The 16,229-nt window shown below is 69.9% G+C and carries 13 protein-coding genes; 6 read left to right on the plus strand and 7 right to left on the minus strand.

Annotation, left to right across the window (positions count from 1 at the left end):
• Position 1: 1 nt before the first annotated feature.
• Together tpg and AC07FA_RS27550 are read left to right on the plus strand one after the other, a co-directional pair.
• A complete protein-coding gene (gene tpg / locus AC07FA_RS27545; protein WP_479079011.1) occupies positions 2 to 556 on the plus strand; it encodes a telomere-protecting terminal protein Tpg in 555 nt (184 codons plus the stop codon).
• 382 nt (positions 557 to 938) lie between these two features.
• Positions 939 to 1,802: a hypothetical protein gene (locus AC07FA_RS27550; protein WP_479079012.1), complete on the plus strand. Its 864-nt coding sequence runs from the start codon at positions 939 to 941 to the stop codon at positions 1,800 to 1,802.
• Positions 1,803 to 1,991: 189 nt separating this feature from the next.
• Here AC07FA_RS27550 and AC07FA_RS27555 read toward each other — a convergent pair whose 3' ends face one another.
• Entirely contained in the window at positions 1,992 to 2,918 is a 927-nt protein-coding gene (locus AC07FA_RS27555) for a hypothetical protein (RefSeq protein ID WP_479079013.1), read from the minus strand.
• Positions 2,919 to 2,940: 22 nt separating this feature from the next.
• The gene (locus AC07FA_RS27560) at positions 2,941 to 3,348 is read right to left on the minus strand and encodes a hypothetical protein (protein ID WP_479079014.1); all 408 of its coding nucleotides are present in this window, start codon (positions 3,346 to 3,348) and stop codon (positions 2,941 to 2,943) included.
• 80 nt (positions 3,349 to 3,428) lie between these two features.
• Between AC07FA_RS27560 and AC07FA_RS27565 the strand changes: the two genes are divergently transcribed.
• Positions 3,429 to 7,238, plus strand: a complete 3,810-nt coding sequence (locus AC07FA_RS27565; protein ID WP_479079015.1) for a CHAT domain-containing protein — start codon at positions 3,429 to 3,431, stop codon at positions 7,236 to 7,238.
• 81 nt (positions 7,239 to 7,319) lie between these two features.
• On the opposite strand, the gene AC07FA_RS27570 is transcribed toward AC07FA_RS27565, so the two are convergent.
• Positions 7,320 to 7,751 (minus strand): hypothetical protein, encoded by a 432-nt coding sequence (locus AC07FA_RS27570; protein WP_479079016.1) that lies wholly within the window; start codon positions 7,749 to 7,751, stop codon positions 7,320 to 7,322.
• A gap of 198 nt (positions 7,752 to 7,949) precedes the next feature.
• On the opposite strand from AC07FA_RS27570, the gene AC07FA_RS27575 reads away from it, so the two are divergent.
• Both AC07FA_RS27575 and AC07FA_RS27580 read left to right on the plus strand, forming a co-directional pair.
• Entirely contained in the window at positions 7,950 to 8,816 is an 867-nt protein-coding gene (locus tag AC07FA_RS27575) for an AraC family transcriptional regulator (RefSeq protein WP_479079017.1), read from the plus strand.
• A 141-nt stretch (positions 8,817 to 8,957) separates the two neighbouring features.
• Positions 8,958 to 10,265 (plus strand): TerD family protein, encoded by a 1,308-nt coding sequence (locus AC07FA_RS27580; RefSeq protein WP_479079018.1) that lies wholly within the window; start codon positions 8,958 to 8,960, stop codon positions 10,263 to 10,265.
• A gap of 146 nt (positions 10,266 to 10,411) precedes the next feature.
• Here AC07FA_RS27580 and AC07FA_RS27585 read toward each other — a convergent pair whose 3' ends face one another.
• From AC07FA_RS27585 to AC07FA_RS27595, 3 genes are all read right to left on the minus strand, one after another.
• Positions 10,412 to 11,635: a PP2C family protein-serine/threonine phosphatase gene (locus tag AC07FA_RS27585; RefSeq protein WP_479079019.1), complete on the minus strand. Its 1,224-nt coding sequence runs from the start codon at positions 11,633 to 11,635 to the stop codon at positions 10,412 to 10,414.
• 410 nt (positions 11,636 to 12,045) lie between these two features.
• Positions 12,046 to 12,942, minus strand: coding sequence for an RNA polymerase sigma-70 factor (locus tag AC07FA_RS27590; RefSeq protein ID WP_479079020.1), 897 nt, complete (start codon positions 12,940 to 12,942; stop codon positions 12,046 to 12,048).
• A gap of 264 nt (positions 12,943 to 13,206) precedes the next feature.
• Positions 13,207 to 14,406 (minus strand): NAD(P)/FAD-dependent oxidoreductase, encoded by a 1,200-nt coding sequence (locus tag AC07FA_RS27595; protein ID WP_479079021.1) that lies wholly within the window; start codon positions 14,404 to 14,406, stop codon positions 13,207 to 13,209.
• A gap of 774 nt (positions 14,407 to 15,180) precedes the next feature.
• On the opposite strand from AC07FA_RS27595, the gene AC07FA_RS27600 reads away from it, so the two are divergent.
• Entirely contained in the window at positions 15,181 to 15,489 is a 309-nt protein-coding gene (locus AC07FA_RS27600) for a hypothetical protein (RefSeq protein ID WP_479079022.1), read from the plus strand.
• A 155-nt stretch (positions 15,490 to 15,644) separates the two neighbouring features.
• Here AC07FA_RS27600 and AC07FA_RS27605 read toward each other — a convergent pair whose 3' ends face one another.
• Positions 15,645 to 16,202, minus strand: coding sequence for a hypothetical protein (locus AC07FA_RS27605; RefSeq protein ID WP_479079023.1), 558 nt, complete (start codon positions 16,200 to 16,202; stop codon positions 15,645 to 15,647).
• Positions 16,203 to 16,229: the final 27 nt, after the last annotated feature.

Consider the following 16,229-nt stretch of genomic DNA (forward strand, 5'->3'; position numbering starts at 1 on the left):
GATGGGACAACTCGCCGACGGCCTCGACAAAGCCGTCCACAAAGCGTTCACCCGCCCGGTCCCCAAGTCGGCCGGAGCCCGCATGCGCTACCTCGTCAAACAACTCAAGTCGACCAAAGCAGCAGCTCAGCAGCTCGGGATCAGCCAGCGCACCGTCGAACGCTACGTCAAGGACCAGATCAAAAAACCCCGCAAAGACCTCGCCGCACGCCTGGAACACGAGACCACCGCGCGGTGGCAGCCCCAGATTCGCGCCCAGGCCAAGCAGAAGGCCGCCACCACCCACGGCATCGTCATCGACACCCGCGCCCGCTTCGGCTACACCGCCGCCCCCGGCTCCACCGACGACGCCCGCCTGCGCCACCTCACCGTCGCGCTCCCGCCCCCCTACGCCGCCCGTCTCTTCGAAGCCCGTGACCAGGGCGCCACCGACCAACAGCTTCAGAACATCGCAGCCGAAGCTCTCCAGGAGACCTACTTCAAGGACGGCGGCCGCCGGGCGACCGGCCTCCTCGTGGAGTACACCGACGTCGAGCACATCGAGTTCGACCTGTAGGTGCAAGTGCCCGTGCGTCAGGCAGGGTGAGCCTGTGACTGAGCGCCGTAGTTGGCCAGTGAGCGTTGTAGCTGGCCAATGCGAGCGTCGAAGTTGGCCGAGGAGCGGGTCTGTCACAGGCCGCCCATAGGCTCCAAACAAGATCGTCGAGAGACAGGACCGTGAGGGCCGCATGAGCTGGTGGGGCAGAAAGTTGGAGGATCGGGAGCGGTGGGCGCTCGATCCGTTGGTGGGGCTGGGGCCGTTGCGGTTCGGGATGGACTCCGACGAGGTAGACGCGGCTCTGGGCGGGGCGAGGGCGGGTAACTCGCAGGTCGCAGCGGACGGGGGGTGCTGGGTGCGCTACCAGGACATCGGGGTGACCGGTATCTACGGCCCGGGGATGATCCTGCTCGGCGTCGCGATCGATGCCATGGAAGGCCCGCTGGTCCGGCTCCGAGAGGTCGAACTGATCGCCAGGGTGCCGTCCCAGGCTCGCGCGGAGATCGGACACCTCGCTGGCCGGGAGGATGCCGCAGTGCGGTTGAACTGGAGCGGTGATCCTGAGATCGCGGCGTGGGGGGTGTCCATGGGCACCGCGCTGGAGTACGGGATCTCCTCCAAGGGGCACCCGGAGCGGAAGGACGGGATGATCACCTCGGCCCTGTTCGTCAGTGCCGAGCTTGCCGAATCGCCCTACGAAACCGGGCCGGTCTTGCATTGGTGCGACGTCCGGGAGCGGGAGAAGAACAGCGGATCCTGGCCGGTGAAGACCGACCAGGAGCGATCGCACTGGGACTGGTCTCCGCTGAAGGCGGTCGGTCCGCTGCGGTTCGGGATGCCCCCGCAACAGGTAGCAGACGCACTGGGCGGCGAGGTCCCGGCCGGCCGGCAGGGACATTTTCCGTACTGGTGGTGGCGTAGGGGAGCAGCCGGGCAGTGGACGCTGACCGATGACCGGTTCGAACAGAACGGGGTGACCGCGCACTACTGGTATCCGGAGGGGCTCCCAGTGCTGGGAGCGGTGACGGTCCACGGCCGGACCGGACCGCAGATTACCTACGCCGGAATCCCTCTGATCGGGGCAACGCCCTCCCGCCTCGACGAGGCCATGCTCCGACACATCGAGAATCACGACCTAGGGCTGCTCTTCACCCCCAGCGGCAGCCCCATTCCCTCCGGAGTCCAATTCGACATCAACGCCATCCGGGCAGGGGACACCGCGATCAGCGAGGTCACCTTTGCCTCGGCAGACTGGGAGCTCTGACCGACACGCCAGCCCGAACGCCCACCCCGTCCCGCGGTGTGCACGTAGGTGGCCAGACAGGCCAACTACGCCGCTCAGTCACAGAGCCCAGATGTGTGGCCGATGGCGCGCATACCCGCACCTCCGCTCCGAGTTCCTGCAGCGGAATCGGGAGTCGGACGATGAGCGGCGATCAGACGCGGTCGTCCATCAGTCGGCCTTCCTGAACACCTCCGACATGGCATCACCCGTGTCATGGTCCAGAAGTCCCGCCGCGTCCGGAGCGAGCAGGCCGACGCGGGCGGCCAGTTCTCGGCCGTGTACGTCGACGGCCGCCTCGATGAGGCCCGCGAGCGCGTCCAACGCGCTGCGGGCACGTGAGCGGGACACCGCCGCGCAGCCCACGGCGACCACCGCGGCGGGCCACCACCAGCAGGCGAGCAGGGCATAGCCCACGGCCCAGGCGGCGAGTCGGGCCGCGGCGCCGAAGGAGTCACGGGCCGACTGGATCTCCCGTACGGCGGGTTCGGGGAGGATCAGCCACAGACGAGGCCACAGGGCAGCGAGGTCCGCGCCGTAAGCGGCCTCGACGCGGTCGGCCGTCGCCTGCATGCGGTCGCCGTACCAGGTGGGGCGGGTCGGTTCGCGCAGGGCGATGCGGTCGCGGGCCTGGGTGAGGGACTGGATGCGCTCCCATGTGCTTCTCGGGACCGTCACCGAGCCATTCGCTCCGGCACCGGTCGGCCTGGCATGCGCGATCGCGTCCTCGGCCTTCGCGTCCCTTTCCCTCCACCGACGCGCACGCCGTGCGGTGAGGACACGCGAGAGCGGGTCCCGGCCGAACCGCAGCCAGTACTGCTCGATCCCACCACCGACGAACTGCGCGGCGAGCGACATCGCGGCGGCGGCGAGCAGCACGAGGGCCACCAGGAGGGCGGCGGTGCCCGTCCGGTCCAGGGCGGGGCGCGCGGCCAGATCGTCCAGGGTGGTGCGCAGTCGGTCGACGTCGTGCCAGTGGCGGTGCCCCAGCGTGGTGCCGACGGTCGTGACGGCGAGGAAGAGCGCGCCGGGCAGCACCAGGAGATTCAGCCAGCGTTCGGTGAGTTTGCCACCCAGGGTGGCCAGAAGTGGGTTCATGGGGTCGTGCTGCCAGGGGCGGTCACTGCTCGGGTTCCAGTCGGACCTTGTGCATGCGTGCGTCGTTGATGGCGCAGTGCACAGGGGGCAGCCGGTAGCGGACCGTTTCGATCCGGTCGCAGCGTGTCGGTCCCGGACACACGGCCACCTTGGTGTGCGTCGCGATGCCGGGGATCGCGGCGCCGGGGCCCGTGCCGACCCGGGGCTCGATGGTCAGCCCGCCCGCGACCCCGGCCCGGCGCAAAGCGTGGTCGAGATCGTCGTAGCAGGCCGCGAGTTCCTCGGCGCCCACGCCCGACCGCAGGAGGTCCCGTGCGCGCTCGGCCGCCTCACGGACCCCGAGCAGGCGCATGTCCGCGCGGTTGCTGAACAGCTCACACAACGCGGCTGTCGTGTGGCTGAGTTCGGGATCGCCGGGCGATACGGTCATGCTCCAATTGTGCGGGAAGTGCGGCACAGTTGAGGGCGAGTCGGCGCGCGACCGTCGCGGACAGCAGGGGGAGCGACGAGGTGAGGGACGAACGGAACCGGCTCGTACAGGCGATTCGCGCACGCCTCGCGCGGGCCATGCCCACGGACGGGGGCGCGGTCGGGGACATGGTGTTCGGCCCCGAGGCGGATGCCGAACTCCGGGCACTGCTCCGGGCAGCCGACACCAGGACCGACATGGAGGCCAGGCACGCCGCCGGCTGGCTCTGCGTCGCCCGCGCGGCGGCCTCCACCGGCTTTCAGAGCACCATCCACGGAGCCATGGCCGGGACACTGCTCTTCCCGGTGTGGGTGGCCGACCCCGGGCTCGTACCACCGCAGTTGGCGGCCGGCTATGCGGCATCCGACCCGTCGGAGCGCCCCGACCCGGCGAACGCGGACCACGCCGCCGAGTGGTCGGCCGAGTGCGCCGCGGCCCTGATCGCGGCCGAGGGGCAGCAGCACAGTCCGCCCCTGGGCGCCCACGAGGACGACCTGCGTCTCTACGAGCTGGCCGTACGGGTGAGCGCCACGGTCCCCACGCGTGAGGCGCTGCTCGGCATCGCCATCGCGATGGGCACCCTGGCGGTCCTCGCGACGCCGGAGCACGATCCCACGTACGCGACCCGGATCGCCGATCTGAAACACGCACAATCCCTGCCCGGCCGCGACGGTCCCCGTGTGGGAGGAGGCGTTGACGCGGCGCTCCACCTCACGTACCGCACCCTCAAGCGTATGCCCGCCGACTCCTCCGACCGGCTGCTCGCGCTCAGCAACCTGAGCATCCAGTTCCTGGATCGCTACTGGGAGTCGTACGACCCGGAGGAACTGTACGAAGCGGTCGGCATGGCGCGTGACGTGCTGGCCCAACTGCCCGCGCACAGCCCGCATCTCGCCCACTGCCTCAGCACCCTGGGCAGCGCGCTGACAGCGCTCCGGCAGCGGGAGGGCGGCACACGCGAGGAGCACGACGAGGTCGTGGACCTGTTCCGCCGGGCCGCGCCCGACGATCCGAAGGGGTCGGCGGCCGCAGGGCGCAATCTGGGCCTCGCGCTCGTCCTGCGGTGCCAGCGCACCGGTTGGCCGCACGATCTGCACGAGGCGGTCGACGTGCTGACCCGGGCACTGAGCGCGTCCGGGGACCCGGGTCAGATCACACTCGTACGCAGCGCCCTGGGCAACGCGCTCCGCGTCCGCTTCACGCTGATCGGAGACCCGGCCGATCTGGACGCCGCGATCACGCACCTGTCCGCCGTGGTCAACGCGACCGGCGAGATGACGTCCCGCACGGCGACACGGCTGCTCGCGCCCGCGATGGCCCTGTACACCCGGTACTGCCTGGATCCGCAGGGCAACAGCGCGGACCTGTCCGAGGCGCTGCGGCTCCTGCGGTGGGCCGTGGCACTCCTGCCGCAGGGACATCCGGAGCGGCCCGTCGCGCTGAGCGATCTCGGCATGGTGCTGAGCAGGCGCTACCAGGGCATCGGAGAACCGGAGGATCTGAACGAGGCGATCCAGGCATGCCGGGAGGCGGTGACGCTGACCCCCGAAGAGCACGAGATTCTCGGCGTACGGCTGCTCAACCTCGGTATGGCTCTGGGCCTGCGCCACCAGCTGGTCGCGGACGGCGAGGATCTGCGGCAGGCCCAGGAGTGCCGACGCCGGGCCGCCGAGCTGCCCGGCCTCGGCCGTGCACACCACGCGACGCTGCTCGGTTCGACGGCGATCAGTCTGATGACCGGGTTCGAGCGTGCCGCCGACCCGGCCGCCCAACTCGACGAAGCGATCCGCCTCTTCCGGGAGGCGCTCTCCGCCACACCGGCGGACGCGCCCCTTCTGCCGCGTCGGCGTCACAACCTGGCTATGGCACTGATGACCCGCTGCCGGTCGGCGAACCGGCTCGGAGACGCGCGGGAGGCACGCGATCTGGCCGACGCGGTGATCGCGGCGCTGCCCGCGGACTCGCCCGATCTGCCCGGTGCCCTTGAGGTGGCCGCCGGCGCCCGTATGTCGAGCTTGCGCGCCTTGCTCTCGCCGGCGGTCAGGGACGAGGCGGTGACGCTGTTCCGCCGGGCCGTGGATGTCACCCCTCCCGGCCACGCGAGGCGCACGCTGCGTCTGACGAACCTCGGCCACGCCCTGCGGGCCCGGGCCACCGGCCGCCGCCGCCGTACCGAGGCGGCCGAGGCGGCCGACGTGTTCCGGGAGGCGGCCCTGGAGCACCAGTGCCCGCCCTCCGAGCGGCTGGACGCCGCACGTTCCTGGGGCGACGTCTGGGCGGAGCTCGGCGTCTGGGACCGCGCCCTGGACGGCTACGTGACGGCGGTCGACCTGCTGCACCTCGTCGCGCCCCGCCATATCGTCCGCGACGACCAGGAGTTCCTGCTGAGCCGGACCGTCGGACTGGGCGCCGCCGCGGCGGCCTGCGCGGTGCGCTGCGGCCGGCCCGAGCTGGCCGTGGGGCTCCTCGAACAGGCCAGGGGCGTACTGCTGTCCCATGCCTTCGACGCCGACAGCGATCTGACCCGGCTCCGGGAGGCCGCCCCGCACCTCGCCGACCGCTTCGAGCAACTCCGCGAGGCCCTCGATACGGCGACCGACAGCCAGGCCGGGCTCAGCGAGGACTTCCTCGGCGAAGGCCCCGCGCGCGCGTCCCACGCGCACGCCGACCGTCGCCAGCGGCTGGCAACCGAATGGCGGGACCTCACGGCCCGGATCCGCCGGGAACACCCGGAACTCGGCCTGCTGCGCCCGGTGCGGGAGTGGGACGAGCGCGAACTGCGTGCGACGGCCGCGGCGGGACCGGTCGTCCTGGTCAACGTCTCCCCGTACGGCAGCGACGCACTGGTCGTCACCGGGCGTTCCATCGAGGCCGTACCGCTGCCGGGGCTCGATCCACGGACGACAGCGGCGCACCGGAAGACCTTTGAGGACGCATTGGTCCGCATCGAGACGCCCGGAACCTCCCGCAAGCAGTCGCAGCGCGCCCAGCGGGTTGTACGGGAAACGCTCGCCTGGCTGTGGCAGGCGGTCACCGGCCCGGTCCTCGGCCACCTGGGCATCCCGGAGGCACCCGCCGGCCCTGTGCCTCGCCTGTGGTTGTCTCCCTGTGGTGCCCTGGGCACGCTGCCGCTGCACGCGGCGGCCCCAGCCGGTGGCACGCCCGGCGCGTTGGACCGGGTGGTCACCTCGTACACGCCGACGCTACGGGCCCTGCACCATGCCCGGCAGCGTGTCGCCCGCCCTGTGGGCACCGGAATGCTTGTCGTCAGCGTCGCGCAGGCCGCCGGACAGACCAGGCTGTCCGGCGTCCGCCGCGAGGCGGAGCACCTTGCCCGGCTGCTGCCCGACGCCGTGATGCTGGCGGACACCTCCGCCACCCACTCCGCGGTCGTCTCCGCCCTGCCCCACCACGCGTATGCGCACTTCGCGTGCCACGCACTGGGCGACCTCGAACGCCCGTCCGGCAGCCGGCTCGTCCTGCACGATCACACCGAACGCCCGCTGACCGTCCGCGACCTGGCCCGGCTCCGGCTGCCGTCGGCCCGGCTCGCGTACCTCTCCGCCTGCGACACCCTGCGGACCAGCCCCGAACTCGCCGACGAGGCCGTCCACATCGTCAGCGCCCTCCAGATCGCGGGCTTCCCCCACGTCGTCGGCTCGCTGTGGCACGTCGACGACACGATCGGAGCTGTTGTCGCTCAGGGCGTGTACGACTCCCTGAGCACGGGGGAGGGGACGCTGGACGTCGCCCGGACAGCCGAGGCCCTGCACTCCACCGTGCGCGAGCTGCGCGACACGTATCCGCAGACCCCAAGCCTGTGGGCCTGTCAGGTGCACGCGGGCCCCTAGGTCGTGTATGGAAAGTGGATCTTGAGCAGTGAATGATCTCGGTTCATGGGGCAGGGAGATCCCATGGATCGGCACCCACCGCTAGAGCTCGTAGTCCTGGGCCAGCTCCTCCCAGCGAATGCCGCGCAACGCAAGGTCGGCGTCCTCGCCCGACGGGACATCCAAGACGGTCTGGAACCAGACCACGGTGAGCGCGGAACGGTGGAGCACGGGGTCGAGCTCGGGAGCGACCGCTGTCGAACGGAAGGCGCCGATGCAGGCCACGGAAGGCAGCACCTCGACGGGGCCGAAGGCGCCGACGGTCTGATCCGGGTACTCGCGGGAGGGCAGAACCAGATGGACCGGCGTGGAGGGAAACGCGCGTTCAGCCTGTCGCTGGAGGCCGCCTACCTTCATGTCGTTGATGGGCTTGCACGGGTAGCCCTCCAACATTCCTCCGTAGGTCGAAGACATGCGCAGCTCGGTGAGCTCCACCGAACGGCCGGACGAGAGGGATATGTGGCTCAGCGACATGCCGACACCCTATGCGCACGATTCACTTCCGATACACGGCCCAGCTGTTCCGGGAGCCGTGACCGCGGACTGTTCGACCTCGTCACCTGCCTGGCCGCCGCCGCTGCGCGTACCCGACCTGATCGGGCACAGGATGTCGGGTACGCCGGAGTGGGTGCCGCCTAGCGTGGTGATGACACAAGAGGAAGGGAACCTGGCGTGCTGGAGCGGCTCAATCAGGCCATGGAGTACATCGAGCACCACCTCGACCAGCCCATCGACGCGGGCGAGTTGGCTCGTATCGCGGCCACCTCGGAGTACCACCTGCGCCGGATGTTCTCCGCGCTCGCGGGCATGCCGCTGTCGGAGTACGTACGGCGCCGTCGGCTCACCGTCGCGGGTGCCGAGGTGCTCTCACGCCATGAGTCGCTGTTGGAGATCGCTGTGCGTTACGGCTACGGCTCGGGCGAGGCGTTCGCCCGGGCGTTCCGTGCCATGCACGGTGTCGGGCCGGGTGAGGCCCGGCGCAGCGGCACGGCGCTCGTCTCCCAGCCCCGGTTGACCTTCCGCCTCACCATCGAAGGGAACAGCAGTATGCGCTACCGCATAGTGGACAAGCCGGCTTTCACCGTCGCGGGTCTCAAGGCCCGGGTACCGCTGGTGCACGCGGGGCCGAACCAGGCGATCATCGACTTCGTCCGCGGGATCGAACCGCGGACCCTGGAGCGCCTGGAGAAGCTGTCGGACCAGGAACCGCAGGGCATTGTCGCCGTGTGCGACGACCTTGACCCGGGACGCGCCGAAGGCACCCAACTGGACTACTACCACGGGGTGATCACGTCCGAGGCCGTCCCCGAGGGCACGACCGTACTGCCTGTCCCGGCCGGCACATGGGCGCTCTTCACCACCTCGGGGCCGGTGCCGGAGGCCATCCAGGAGATGTGGCGGGACGTGTTCACGGAGTGGTTCCCGTCCAACCCGTACCGCAGCCGCCCCGGCCCTGAGATTCTGCGGACCCGCCTGTCACCGGACAAGACCGAAGCCGACGCCGAGCTGTGGCTTCCGGTGGAGCGGGAACAGGGCTGAAAGAGCGCCGACTCTCCCAGGCGCCGAACTGTGTGAGGGCCTCAGGTACGACTGCCTGCACCAATCCCCGGCTTCGGGGACGGGAACATGCCACATCTCGTACGCTGCGGACGTGGGGCAGGCCGCGGAAGGGGGACCCACATGTCCTTGCAAAAGGGTGCCAACGTACCGGTGGCGAGTACCCGGGTCCGGGTGGAGCTGGGGTGGCAAGCAGGCCCGGGAACTCCCGACGTGGACGTGTCGGCTCTGTTGCTGACGGGGGCCGGCAAGGTGCGCTCGGACGACGACTTCGTGTTCTACAACCAGCCTGTTCACGGCAGCGGGGCTGTGCGTCACGAGGGCAGGCGCCAGGAGGGTACGGGCGCTCTCGAGACGATCGCGGTGGCGCTGTCCGCGGTGGAGCAGGAGATCGCCACCGTGGTGGTCGCGGCTTCCACCGACGGCACATTCGGCCAGGTGTCCGGTCTGTTCGTGCGCGTGCTGGACGCGGAGAGCGGCGCCGAGGCGGCGCGGTTCGACGCCACTGGTGCCACCTCGGAGACGGCGCTCGTGCTCGGGGAGTTGTACCGGCGCAACGGCGCGTGGAAGTTCCGGGCGGTGGGCCAGGGATACGCCTCCGGGCTGTCGGGACTCGCCACCGATTTCGGCATCACCGTCGACGAGCCCGCCACGCCTCCGAAGGCGCAACAGGCAGCGCCTCCACCGCGACTCCCGCCGGCAGCACCGCGCCTTCCGCAGCCCCGTCCGTCTGCGCCACTTCCTGCACAGCCCGCTCCACCGCAGGCTCCACCTCCCGCGCGTGACCAGCCGGTGCGGCTGTCGAAGATCACGCTGACGAAGGCAGCGCCCGCGGTGTCGCTGACCAAGCAGGGGGCCACCTCAGGAGGCATGCGGGTCAATCTCTCGTGGAGCGCACCCAAGCCGCCGCGTGGCTGGATGAACAAGGGGAAGGACGCCGTCCGGCTGGAGGACGTCGACCTGGACCTCTCGTGTCTGTGGGAGTTGCAGAACGGAGCGACGGGGATCGTCCACCCCATCAACAACCAGTTCGGCTCCTTCGACCAGCCGCCGTACATCCAGCTGGACCAGGACGACCGGACCGGCGCGAGTGAGGCCGGCGAGAACCTCATGATCAATCTTGATCACGCGGCCGAGATCAAGCGCATCCTGGTGTTCGTGGTCATCTACGCGGGGGCGTCCAGCTTCGCGGGTCTGCACGGGGTCGCCACGCTGTATCCGCCCATCGGTCCGCCGATCGAGATGCGCCTGGACGAGTGCACCGTTCCTTCGCCGGTCGCTGCGATCGCACTGATCGAGAACGTGGGCGGAGAATTGATCGTCCGACGAGAGGCCAAGTACCTGTTGCTGCCGCCCGGCGTCTTCAAGCAGCAGGCCGTGGACATCGAGTACGGCTGGGGGCTGAGCTGGCAGGCGGCCGGCAAGGACTGACCGTCTTCGTCAGGGAAACCCGTTGCCTCGGTCACCTGGAACGTGGCGCCGGACGCGGGCCCCGAGCGGCCGATCCAGGTGGTCCAGCGGGGTGGTCCAGCAAGGTAGGCAGGGTGAGAGGCGAAGGGCCTTCGCTTCTCCGGTCGTCACAGGCGCAAGACGATCAAGGCGGTGTCGTCGGTGATCCCCGCGGGCTGGATGAGGTCGGCCAGGAGGGCGTCGGCGAGAGCGTCAGGGGCGGCGGCGCGGTGGCGGACGAGTGAGTCGGCGAGACGGCCGAGTCCGGTGTCGATGTCTTCGCGGCGGCGCTCGACGAGCCCGTCGGTGTAGACGACGAGGACGGAACCCTCGGCGAACGGGACCTGCGCCTGGAGACGCGAGGCGTGTTCGGGGCGGGCGCCGAGAGGAGGATCTGTGGCCTGTTCGAGGAAGGTGACGGTACCGTCCGGGGCCAGCAGGGCGGGCGGGGGATGGCCGGCGCTGCTGTAGGTGAGAGTGCGGCTGCTCCATTCGATGAAGACGGACACGGCCGTCGTGGATTCCGCCCCCTCGACAGAGCGTGAGTACAGGCCCAGGACCTCCAGCGCCTGGGCGGGCCCGTCGGCGACACGGGAGGCCGCGGACAAGGCGCTGCGCAGCTGACCCATGACGCCCGCCGCGCGCAGTCCGTGGCCGACGACGTCTCCCACCGCGACGGCGGTGCGGCCCGTCTCGGGCAGGTCGACGAGGTCGTACCAGTCACCGCACACGTTCAAGGCCCCCACGGCGGGCTGATAGCGCACGGCCGCACGATGATGACTGAGGAGCCGGGGCTCGGGCAGCATCGCCCGCTGGAGATGGAGGGCCACCTCGCGTTCGCGGGAATGGGCCTGCCGCAGGCGTTCGTTGACCTCCTGCAGTTCCCGGGCGCGAGTGTAGAGCTCGGCTTCGAGAACCTGGGCGCGGTCGCTGTCGCCGCGGGCGCGGATGAGTTCGGTGACCTCCTCGACCCGGTGCAGCAGCAGCGCCACGGTGCCGTCCGCAGCGAAGACGGGGGCGTTCACCGGGCTCCAGTACCGTTTCTGCCACACCCCGGGCCGGGAGGGGTCCTCGACGTCGTATCGCTGCAACGCCATGCTGTCGCGCTCCCCGGTGGTCGCGACCCGCCGCAGCGAGGCGCACAGGTTGCGCATTCCGGTCGCCCCGGGGTCGTTGGGGTTGTCGGGGAAGACGTCGAACACGTAGCGGCCGATGACCTGGTCGCGGGTGCGCCCGGCCATCGACAGGAACGCCTCGTTGGCATCCGCGTACACGAGGTCGGGGGTCAGCAGCGCGACCGCGCCGGGCAGGGACTGGAAGACGGCCTGGTAGTCGATGACGGGTCCGTTCACGATCCACCTGCCCGGGCGCCGTCGTTGCGATCATGGGTTCTCCCATGATGCACGGCCGCCGGGACAGGGCCGCTCCGAACCGCCGGACGTGGGCCGTTCGGCCCTCACGGGGCCGGTCCCGCGCTGAGGACTCCGCCCGGCCTCCCCGGCGGACGACTCCGTAATGACCATGGTGGCGTTCGGCCTCCCTCCCGAGCACGGCAGCCTTGAACTGTCGGGCGCAGATTCCGTCGTCTCTCTCTCCGTGCCCTGGACGACCTCACCCGCGCTCTCGCCCCCTTCATCAGTACCGAAGTACCGAAGTACCGAAGTACCGAAGTACCGAAGTACCGAAGTACCGGCGCCCGGCAGGGACCACAGGGGTGGGGCCGAGGGCTCGGACTCGCCACCGGCTGATCCGCCACCTCTATTCATCGCAGGGTGAGCGGGGTCTCGGATCCGACGCGGTTCAGCTTCTCGGGGTTACGTACGTAGTACAGGCCGGTGATGCGGGCGTCCTCGACACGGATCGCCATGACGCCGTCCATCTCGCCATCCACGTGTACGAGGAGTGCCGGATGGCCGTTGACCACGGTGGGAGCAACGGTGATCGGGCGTTTGTGCTTGCCGAGACCACCGACCATGAAGCGCGCCACCTTGTCGGCACCGGTGATCGGCCGCAGCGCGGCCTGCTTGATACCGCCGCCGTCGCTCATGAGGACGACCTCCGGGGCGAGCACGTCCAGGAGGGTCTGTGGGTCCCCGGTCTCGAGCACGCGCTGGAACGACTCCAGAGCCGCCCGGGTCTCGCTGGGGGAGACCACCTGGCGAGGGCGGCGGGCGTCGACGTGCCGACGGGCGCGGTGGGCGATCTGACGGACGGCCGAGGGGCTCTTGCCGACGGCGGTCGCGATCTCCTCGTAGCTGACGTCGAAGGCTTCGCGCAGTACGAAGACGGCGCGCTCGGTCGGCGACAGCGTTTCGAGGACGAGCATGAGGGCCATCGACACACTCTCGGCGAGCTCGACGTCCTGGGCCACGTCCGGCGCGGTGAGCAGCGGCTCGGGCAGCCAGGGGCCGACGTACGCCTCCTTGCGGCGCTTCATGGTGCGTAGCCGGTTGAGTGACTGCCGGGTCGTGATCCGGACCAGGTAGGCGCGGTGGTCGCGCACCTGGGCCAGGTCGACCTTGACCCATCGCAGCCAGGATTCCTGGAGGACGTCCTCGGCGTCGGCCGCTGACCCGAGCATCTCGTATGCGACGGTGAACAGCAGGTTGCGATGGGCGACGAAGGTCTCGGTCGCCGGGTCCGTGGCGTGGTCGCTCATATCCTGGGCCCCTCGTTCGTGGCCTGCCGGCTGCTGAGAGCCCCTCAAGCGTGCAGCCAGGCAAGGCCGGTCCATTTCCTCGGTAGCCGCTCGATTCTGGCCCACGTCCTCGGTGCGATCGGGAGTGGGTCACCACCCGACGCATGTCTGTGACACGCCACTGATGCATCACGCGTGCAGCGGCGCCCCGCACCATGGGCGTCGCCGCACGACGTGCAGTCCAGGTCTGTTCGCCGGCCGGACGGACCGGTTGCGCATGCCTGGCTATGCTGCCCGGTCAGCGGAGACCGGCGCCTCGCCGCGCTTCGCCTGCAGCAGCTGCCGGCGCTTGGAGTCCTTCATCCACCAGGTGCGGGCACCGGGCTTGCGTGCCTCATACGCCAGCTGCCAGGGGATGCCCTTGCAGATGAACTCCTTGACCTTCGCGCCCGGGCGGCCGCCGATGTAGAACCTGACCGCGGTGTCGTTCCTGCGGGCCAGCTGCAAGATGCCGGCGCGACGCCCCAGGCTGATGCACTGGCTGACGAACCCCACGTCGACGGGCGCGGGTTGCTGACCGGCGATCCGGCTGAGCACGGTCTCGGCGGCCTGCGGGCCCAGCTGTACCGCGGCCTGGCAGCTCATCCGGAACGGCAGGTCCGACGGTGCCGCCGAATCCCCGGCCGCGACGATGCGCAGGTCGTCCACGCTCGTCAACGTCTCGTCCGTGAGCAGACGGCCCAAGGCGTCGGTGCTCAGCCCACTGCGGTCGGCCAGGTCCGGCACGCCGAATCCGGCGGTCCAGATGGTCACTTCGCTCGGCAGCTCGCGGCCACCACTGAGCTGCACGGCATCGCGGGTCACGGCCGTCACCCTCGTACCGGGCCCGTCGACCACGGTCACCCCGAGCTTGGCCAACTGCTTGGCGACCGAGCGTCGGCCCCGAGGATGCAGGTACGGACCGAGTACCCCTCCGCAGACCAGGGTCACGGCACGGCCCGCCTCCGCCAGCTCGGCGGCGGTCTCGATGCCCGTCGGGCCGGCTCCGACCACCGTCACCGCGGCTGCGGCAGGTGCGGCGTCGAGGGCCGGCCGCAGCCGCTGCGCCTCCTCCAGGCTCGCGATCGGGTAGGCGAACTCGGCCGCTCCCGGCACGCTCGGGTCGGCGCTGCCACTGCCCACCGCGTAGATCAGGTAGTCGTAACCGACCGTGTCACCGCCCGCCGACGTCACGCTGCGCGCGGCCGCGTCGATCCGTGTCACGCTGTCGACCACCAGCCGGACGCGCTCGGCCAGGACCTTCCGGTAATCGATGACCGAGTCGTGGGACCCGCCCACCAGCTGGTGCAGGCGGATGCGCTCGACGAAGGTCGCGCGCGGGTTGATCAGGGTCACTGTCACATCGTCGCGCTGCGTCAGGCGATTGGCCGCCATGACGCCGGCGTATCCGCCGCCGATCACGACCACGTCGGTGTTCTCAGTCATGATTTCTCCTTCGGTTCCAGGGGCTCGACCTCAAGACACCGCGTAGTCCCTCCTTGTGACAGCGTGTGAGGCAGGTCACTCCATGGGTGTGGCTCGTGGCTCGGCACACGTAGCTCCTGCGGGGGCGGAGGTGATGCTCCGGGAATGCGCACCGAGCTGTCCAGAGCCACCTGGCCATCGCCTCGGCCCACCGGACCTTTAGAGGACTTTGCGGCTTTGAGGGCGGTGACGCGGAAGGCGGTGCCCACGGTGGTCGGGCGTCGGGGAACCGCTCGACCCGGAGCACCCGGGGACTGAACTGCCATGGATTGTTGTCGCCTCGGCGCGACTGGGTGCACCAGCCGCCACTGGTTGAGGACGCCCTCACCAAACAGATGCTTGCCCTGCTCCTCCAGTTGGAAGCCGCCTGCGCTGCCGCCGACAACCTCGCCCAGGCGGTAGAGGAGGGAAGAAGTCCGCCATCACCCGGCGAGGGGTCAAGAACGACCGCCTCAGCCACGCTGGATACCTCCGGGCGTTCGCCGCCCTGATCTCCTCGCCCGGCGCCAAAGCGAACTACCGCAGGCGTCGCCGCGACGGCCACGCAGACTGGCGTTCCCCCGCCCTGCGTAACCTCTTCAACCGCATGGTCGGCCAGCTCTACCACTGCCTCCAGCACCACAAGCTGTTCGACGAGCGAGAGGCTTTCCCCACCAGGCTGGTACTCGCCGAGAACGCAGCCTGACCTGCTGGAAAGACTTGTCCCGGCCACGAGGGAGCGTCGATGATTCGGGCATGAGACCTGAAGTGCAGACCTTCGTCGCCGACGGCCCGCTGCCCGACTGGGACGCCGAGGAGGAAGAGATCGACCGGCGCGTCACCCAGCTCGAAGCGATCACCAAGCCGGTGACAGGACAGGAAGCGGCTGCCCTCGTCACCTGCTTCGGCCCCGACGACTGCTACGGGGTCGCCTGGACACTCCTCCACCTCATCGAGACCGGCCCCAACCCGGTCCTCAAGACCAAGCCGGCCCCGGACGGCAACGAGTGGCACCACCGGCTCTACGACCGCGCCGTGTTCGAAGAGCCCAGCCCGACGACTTGACGCGTTAGACACGTGAGGTGTCTACCGCCTCGCCTGCACCCGAGCCCGAGCCGACATGCCTGCCGGTCGGCTGAAACCCGCACATCCCAGGGGGCGGCTGGCTGCTCTCGCGAGCGGTTAGCGACGCCTATCAGTCATGACCGGCGCAAACGAAGTCAGAGGTCGAGGACACGGCCACGGAGGTCGTCGTCGCACAGTCCCGTCCGACAACACACGGGCAACCAGTCGGCCGCGACCTCCCGCACACGTTGCAGGCGGGCTCGGTCGGGCTCCACCACCGTGAGGATTTCGAAGGCGGTGCCGGCAGCCCCGCGGGACCGATTCGACATCACCTCCTCATAAAGCAGCCAGAGACCTTGCGCGGCAAGGTTCTGGCACAGTTCGGGAAGATCGAGTCCCCTGCGAGCGGACTCCCCATCCGTGCCCTCGCCCGCCACCATGCGCTGGAGGAGATCGAGGAACCAGTCGCGAACCATTGGCGCGACCTCTTCGGCGAGCACCGCCAGAGCAACGGACGTCACCGCAGGAGCTGGCTCCCACAGGACCACTGGAGACCAGACATGCTCCTCAAGGCTGACGTAGCCCGGTTCCTGCGGGGATCCGCGACCCGCAAGCCCCAGCAGGTCCAGCGCGACATGCTCTGCAGAGCCGCCGCACCCGCACAGCATTCCCTTCCAGTCCTGCCCAGCGATCTCTATCTCGATCAATCCCATGCCCCGACACTCTAAACAGCGCTCGCG

The sequence above is a fragment of the Streptomyces sp. NPDC045968 genome (genome assembly GCF_056430475.1).

What these genes read in the sequence shown, in the direction of transcription:
- AC07FA_RS27560 (WP_479079014.1), bottom strand. Translation starts at nt 3,348, where the DNA reads ATGACCGTATCGCCCGGCGATCCCGAACTCAGCCACACGACAGCCGCG.
- AC07FA_RS27590 (WP_479079020.1), bottom strand. Translation starts at nt 12,942, where the DNA reads ATGAGCGACCACGCCACGGACCCGGCGACCGAGACCTTCGTCGCCCAT.
- AC07FA_RS27595 (WP_479079021.1), bottom strand. Translation starts at nt 14,406, where the DNA reads ATGACTGAGAACACCGACGTGGTCGTGATCGGCGGCGGATACGCCGGC.
- AC07FA_RS27580 (WP_479079018.1), top strand. Translation starts at nt 8,958, where the DNA reads ATGTCCTTGCAAAAGGGTGCCAACGTACCGGTGGCGAGTACCCGGGTC.
- AC07FA_RS27550 (WP_479079012.1), top strand. Translation starts at nt 939, where the DNA reads ATGATCCTGCTCGGCGTCGCGATCGATGCCATGGAAGGCCCGCTGGTC.
- tpg (WP_479079011.1), top strand. Translation starts at nt 2, where the DNA reads ATGGGACAACTCGCCGACGGCCTCGACAAAGCCGTCCACAAAGCGTTC.
- AC07FA_RS27570 (WP_479079016.1), bottom strand. Translation starts at nt 7,751, where the DNA reads ATGTCGCTGAGCCACATATCCCTCTCGTCCGGCCGTTCGGTGGAGCTC.
- AC07FA_RS27600 (WP_479079022.1), top strand. Translation starts at nt 15,181, where the DNA reads ATGAGACCTGAAGTGCAGACCTTCGTCGCCGACGGCCCGCTGCCCGAC.
- AC07FA_RS27555 (WP_479079013.1), bottom strand. Translation starts at nt 2,918, where the DNA reads ATGAACCCACTTCTGGCCACCCTGGGTGGCAAACTCACCGAACGCTGG.
- AC07FA_RS27605 (WP_479079023.1), bottom strand. Translation starts at nt 16,202, where the DNA reads ATGGGATTGATCGAGATAGAGATCGCTGGGCAGGACTGGAAGGGAATG.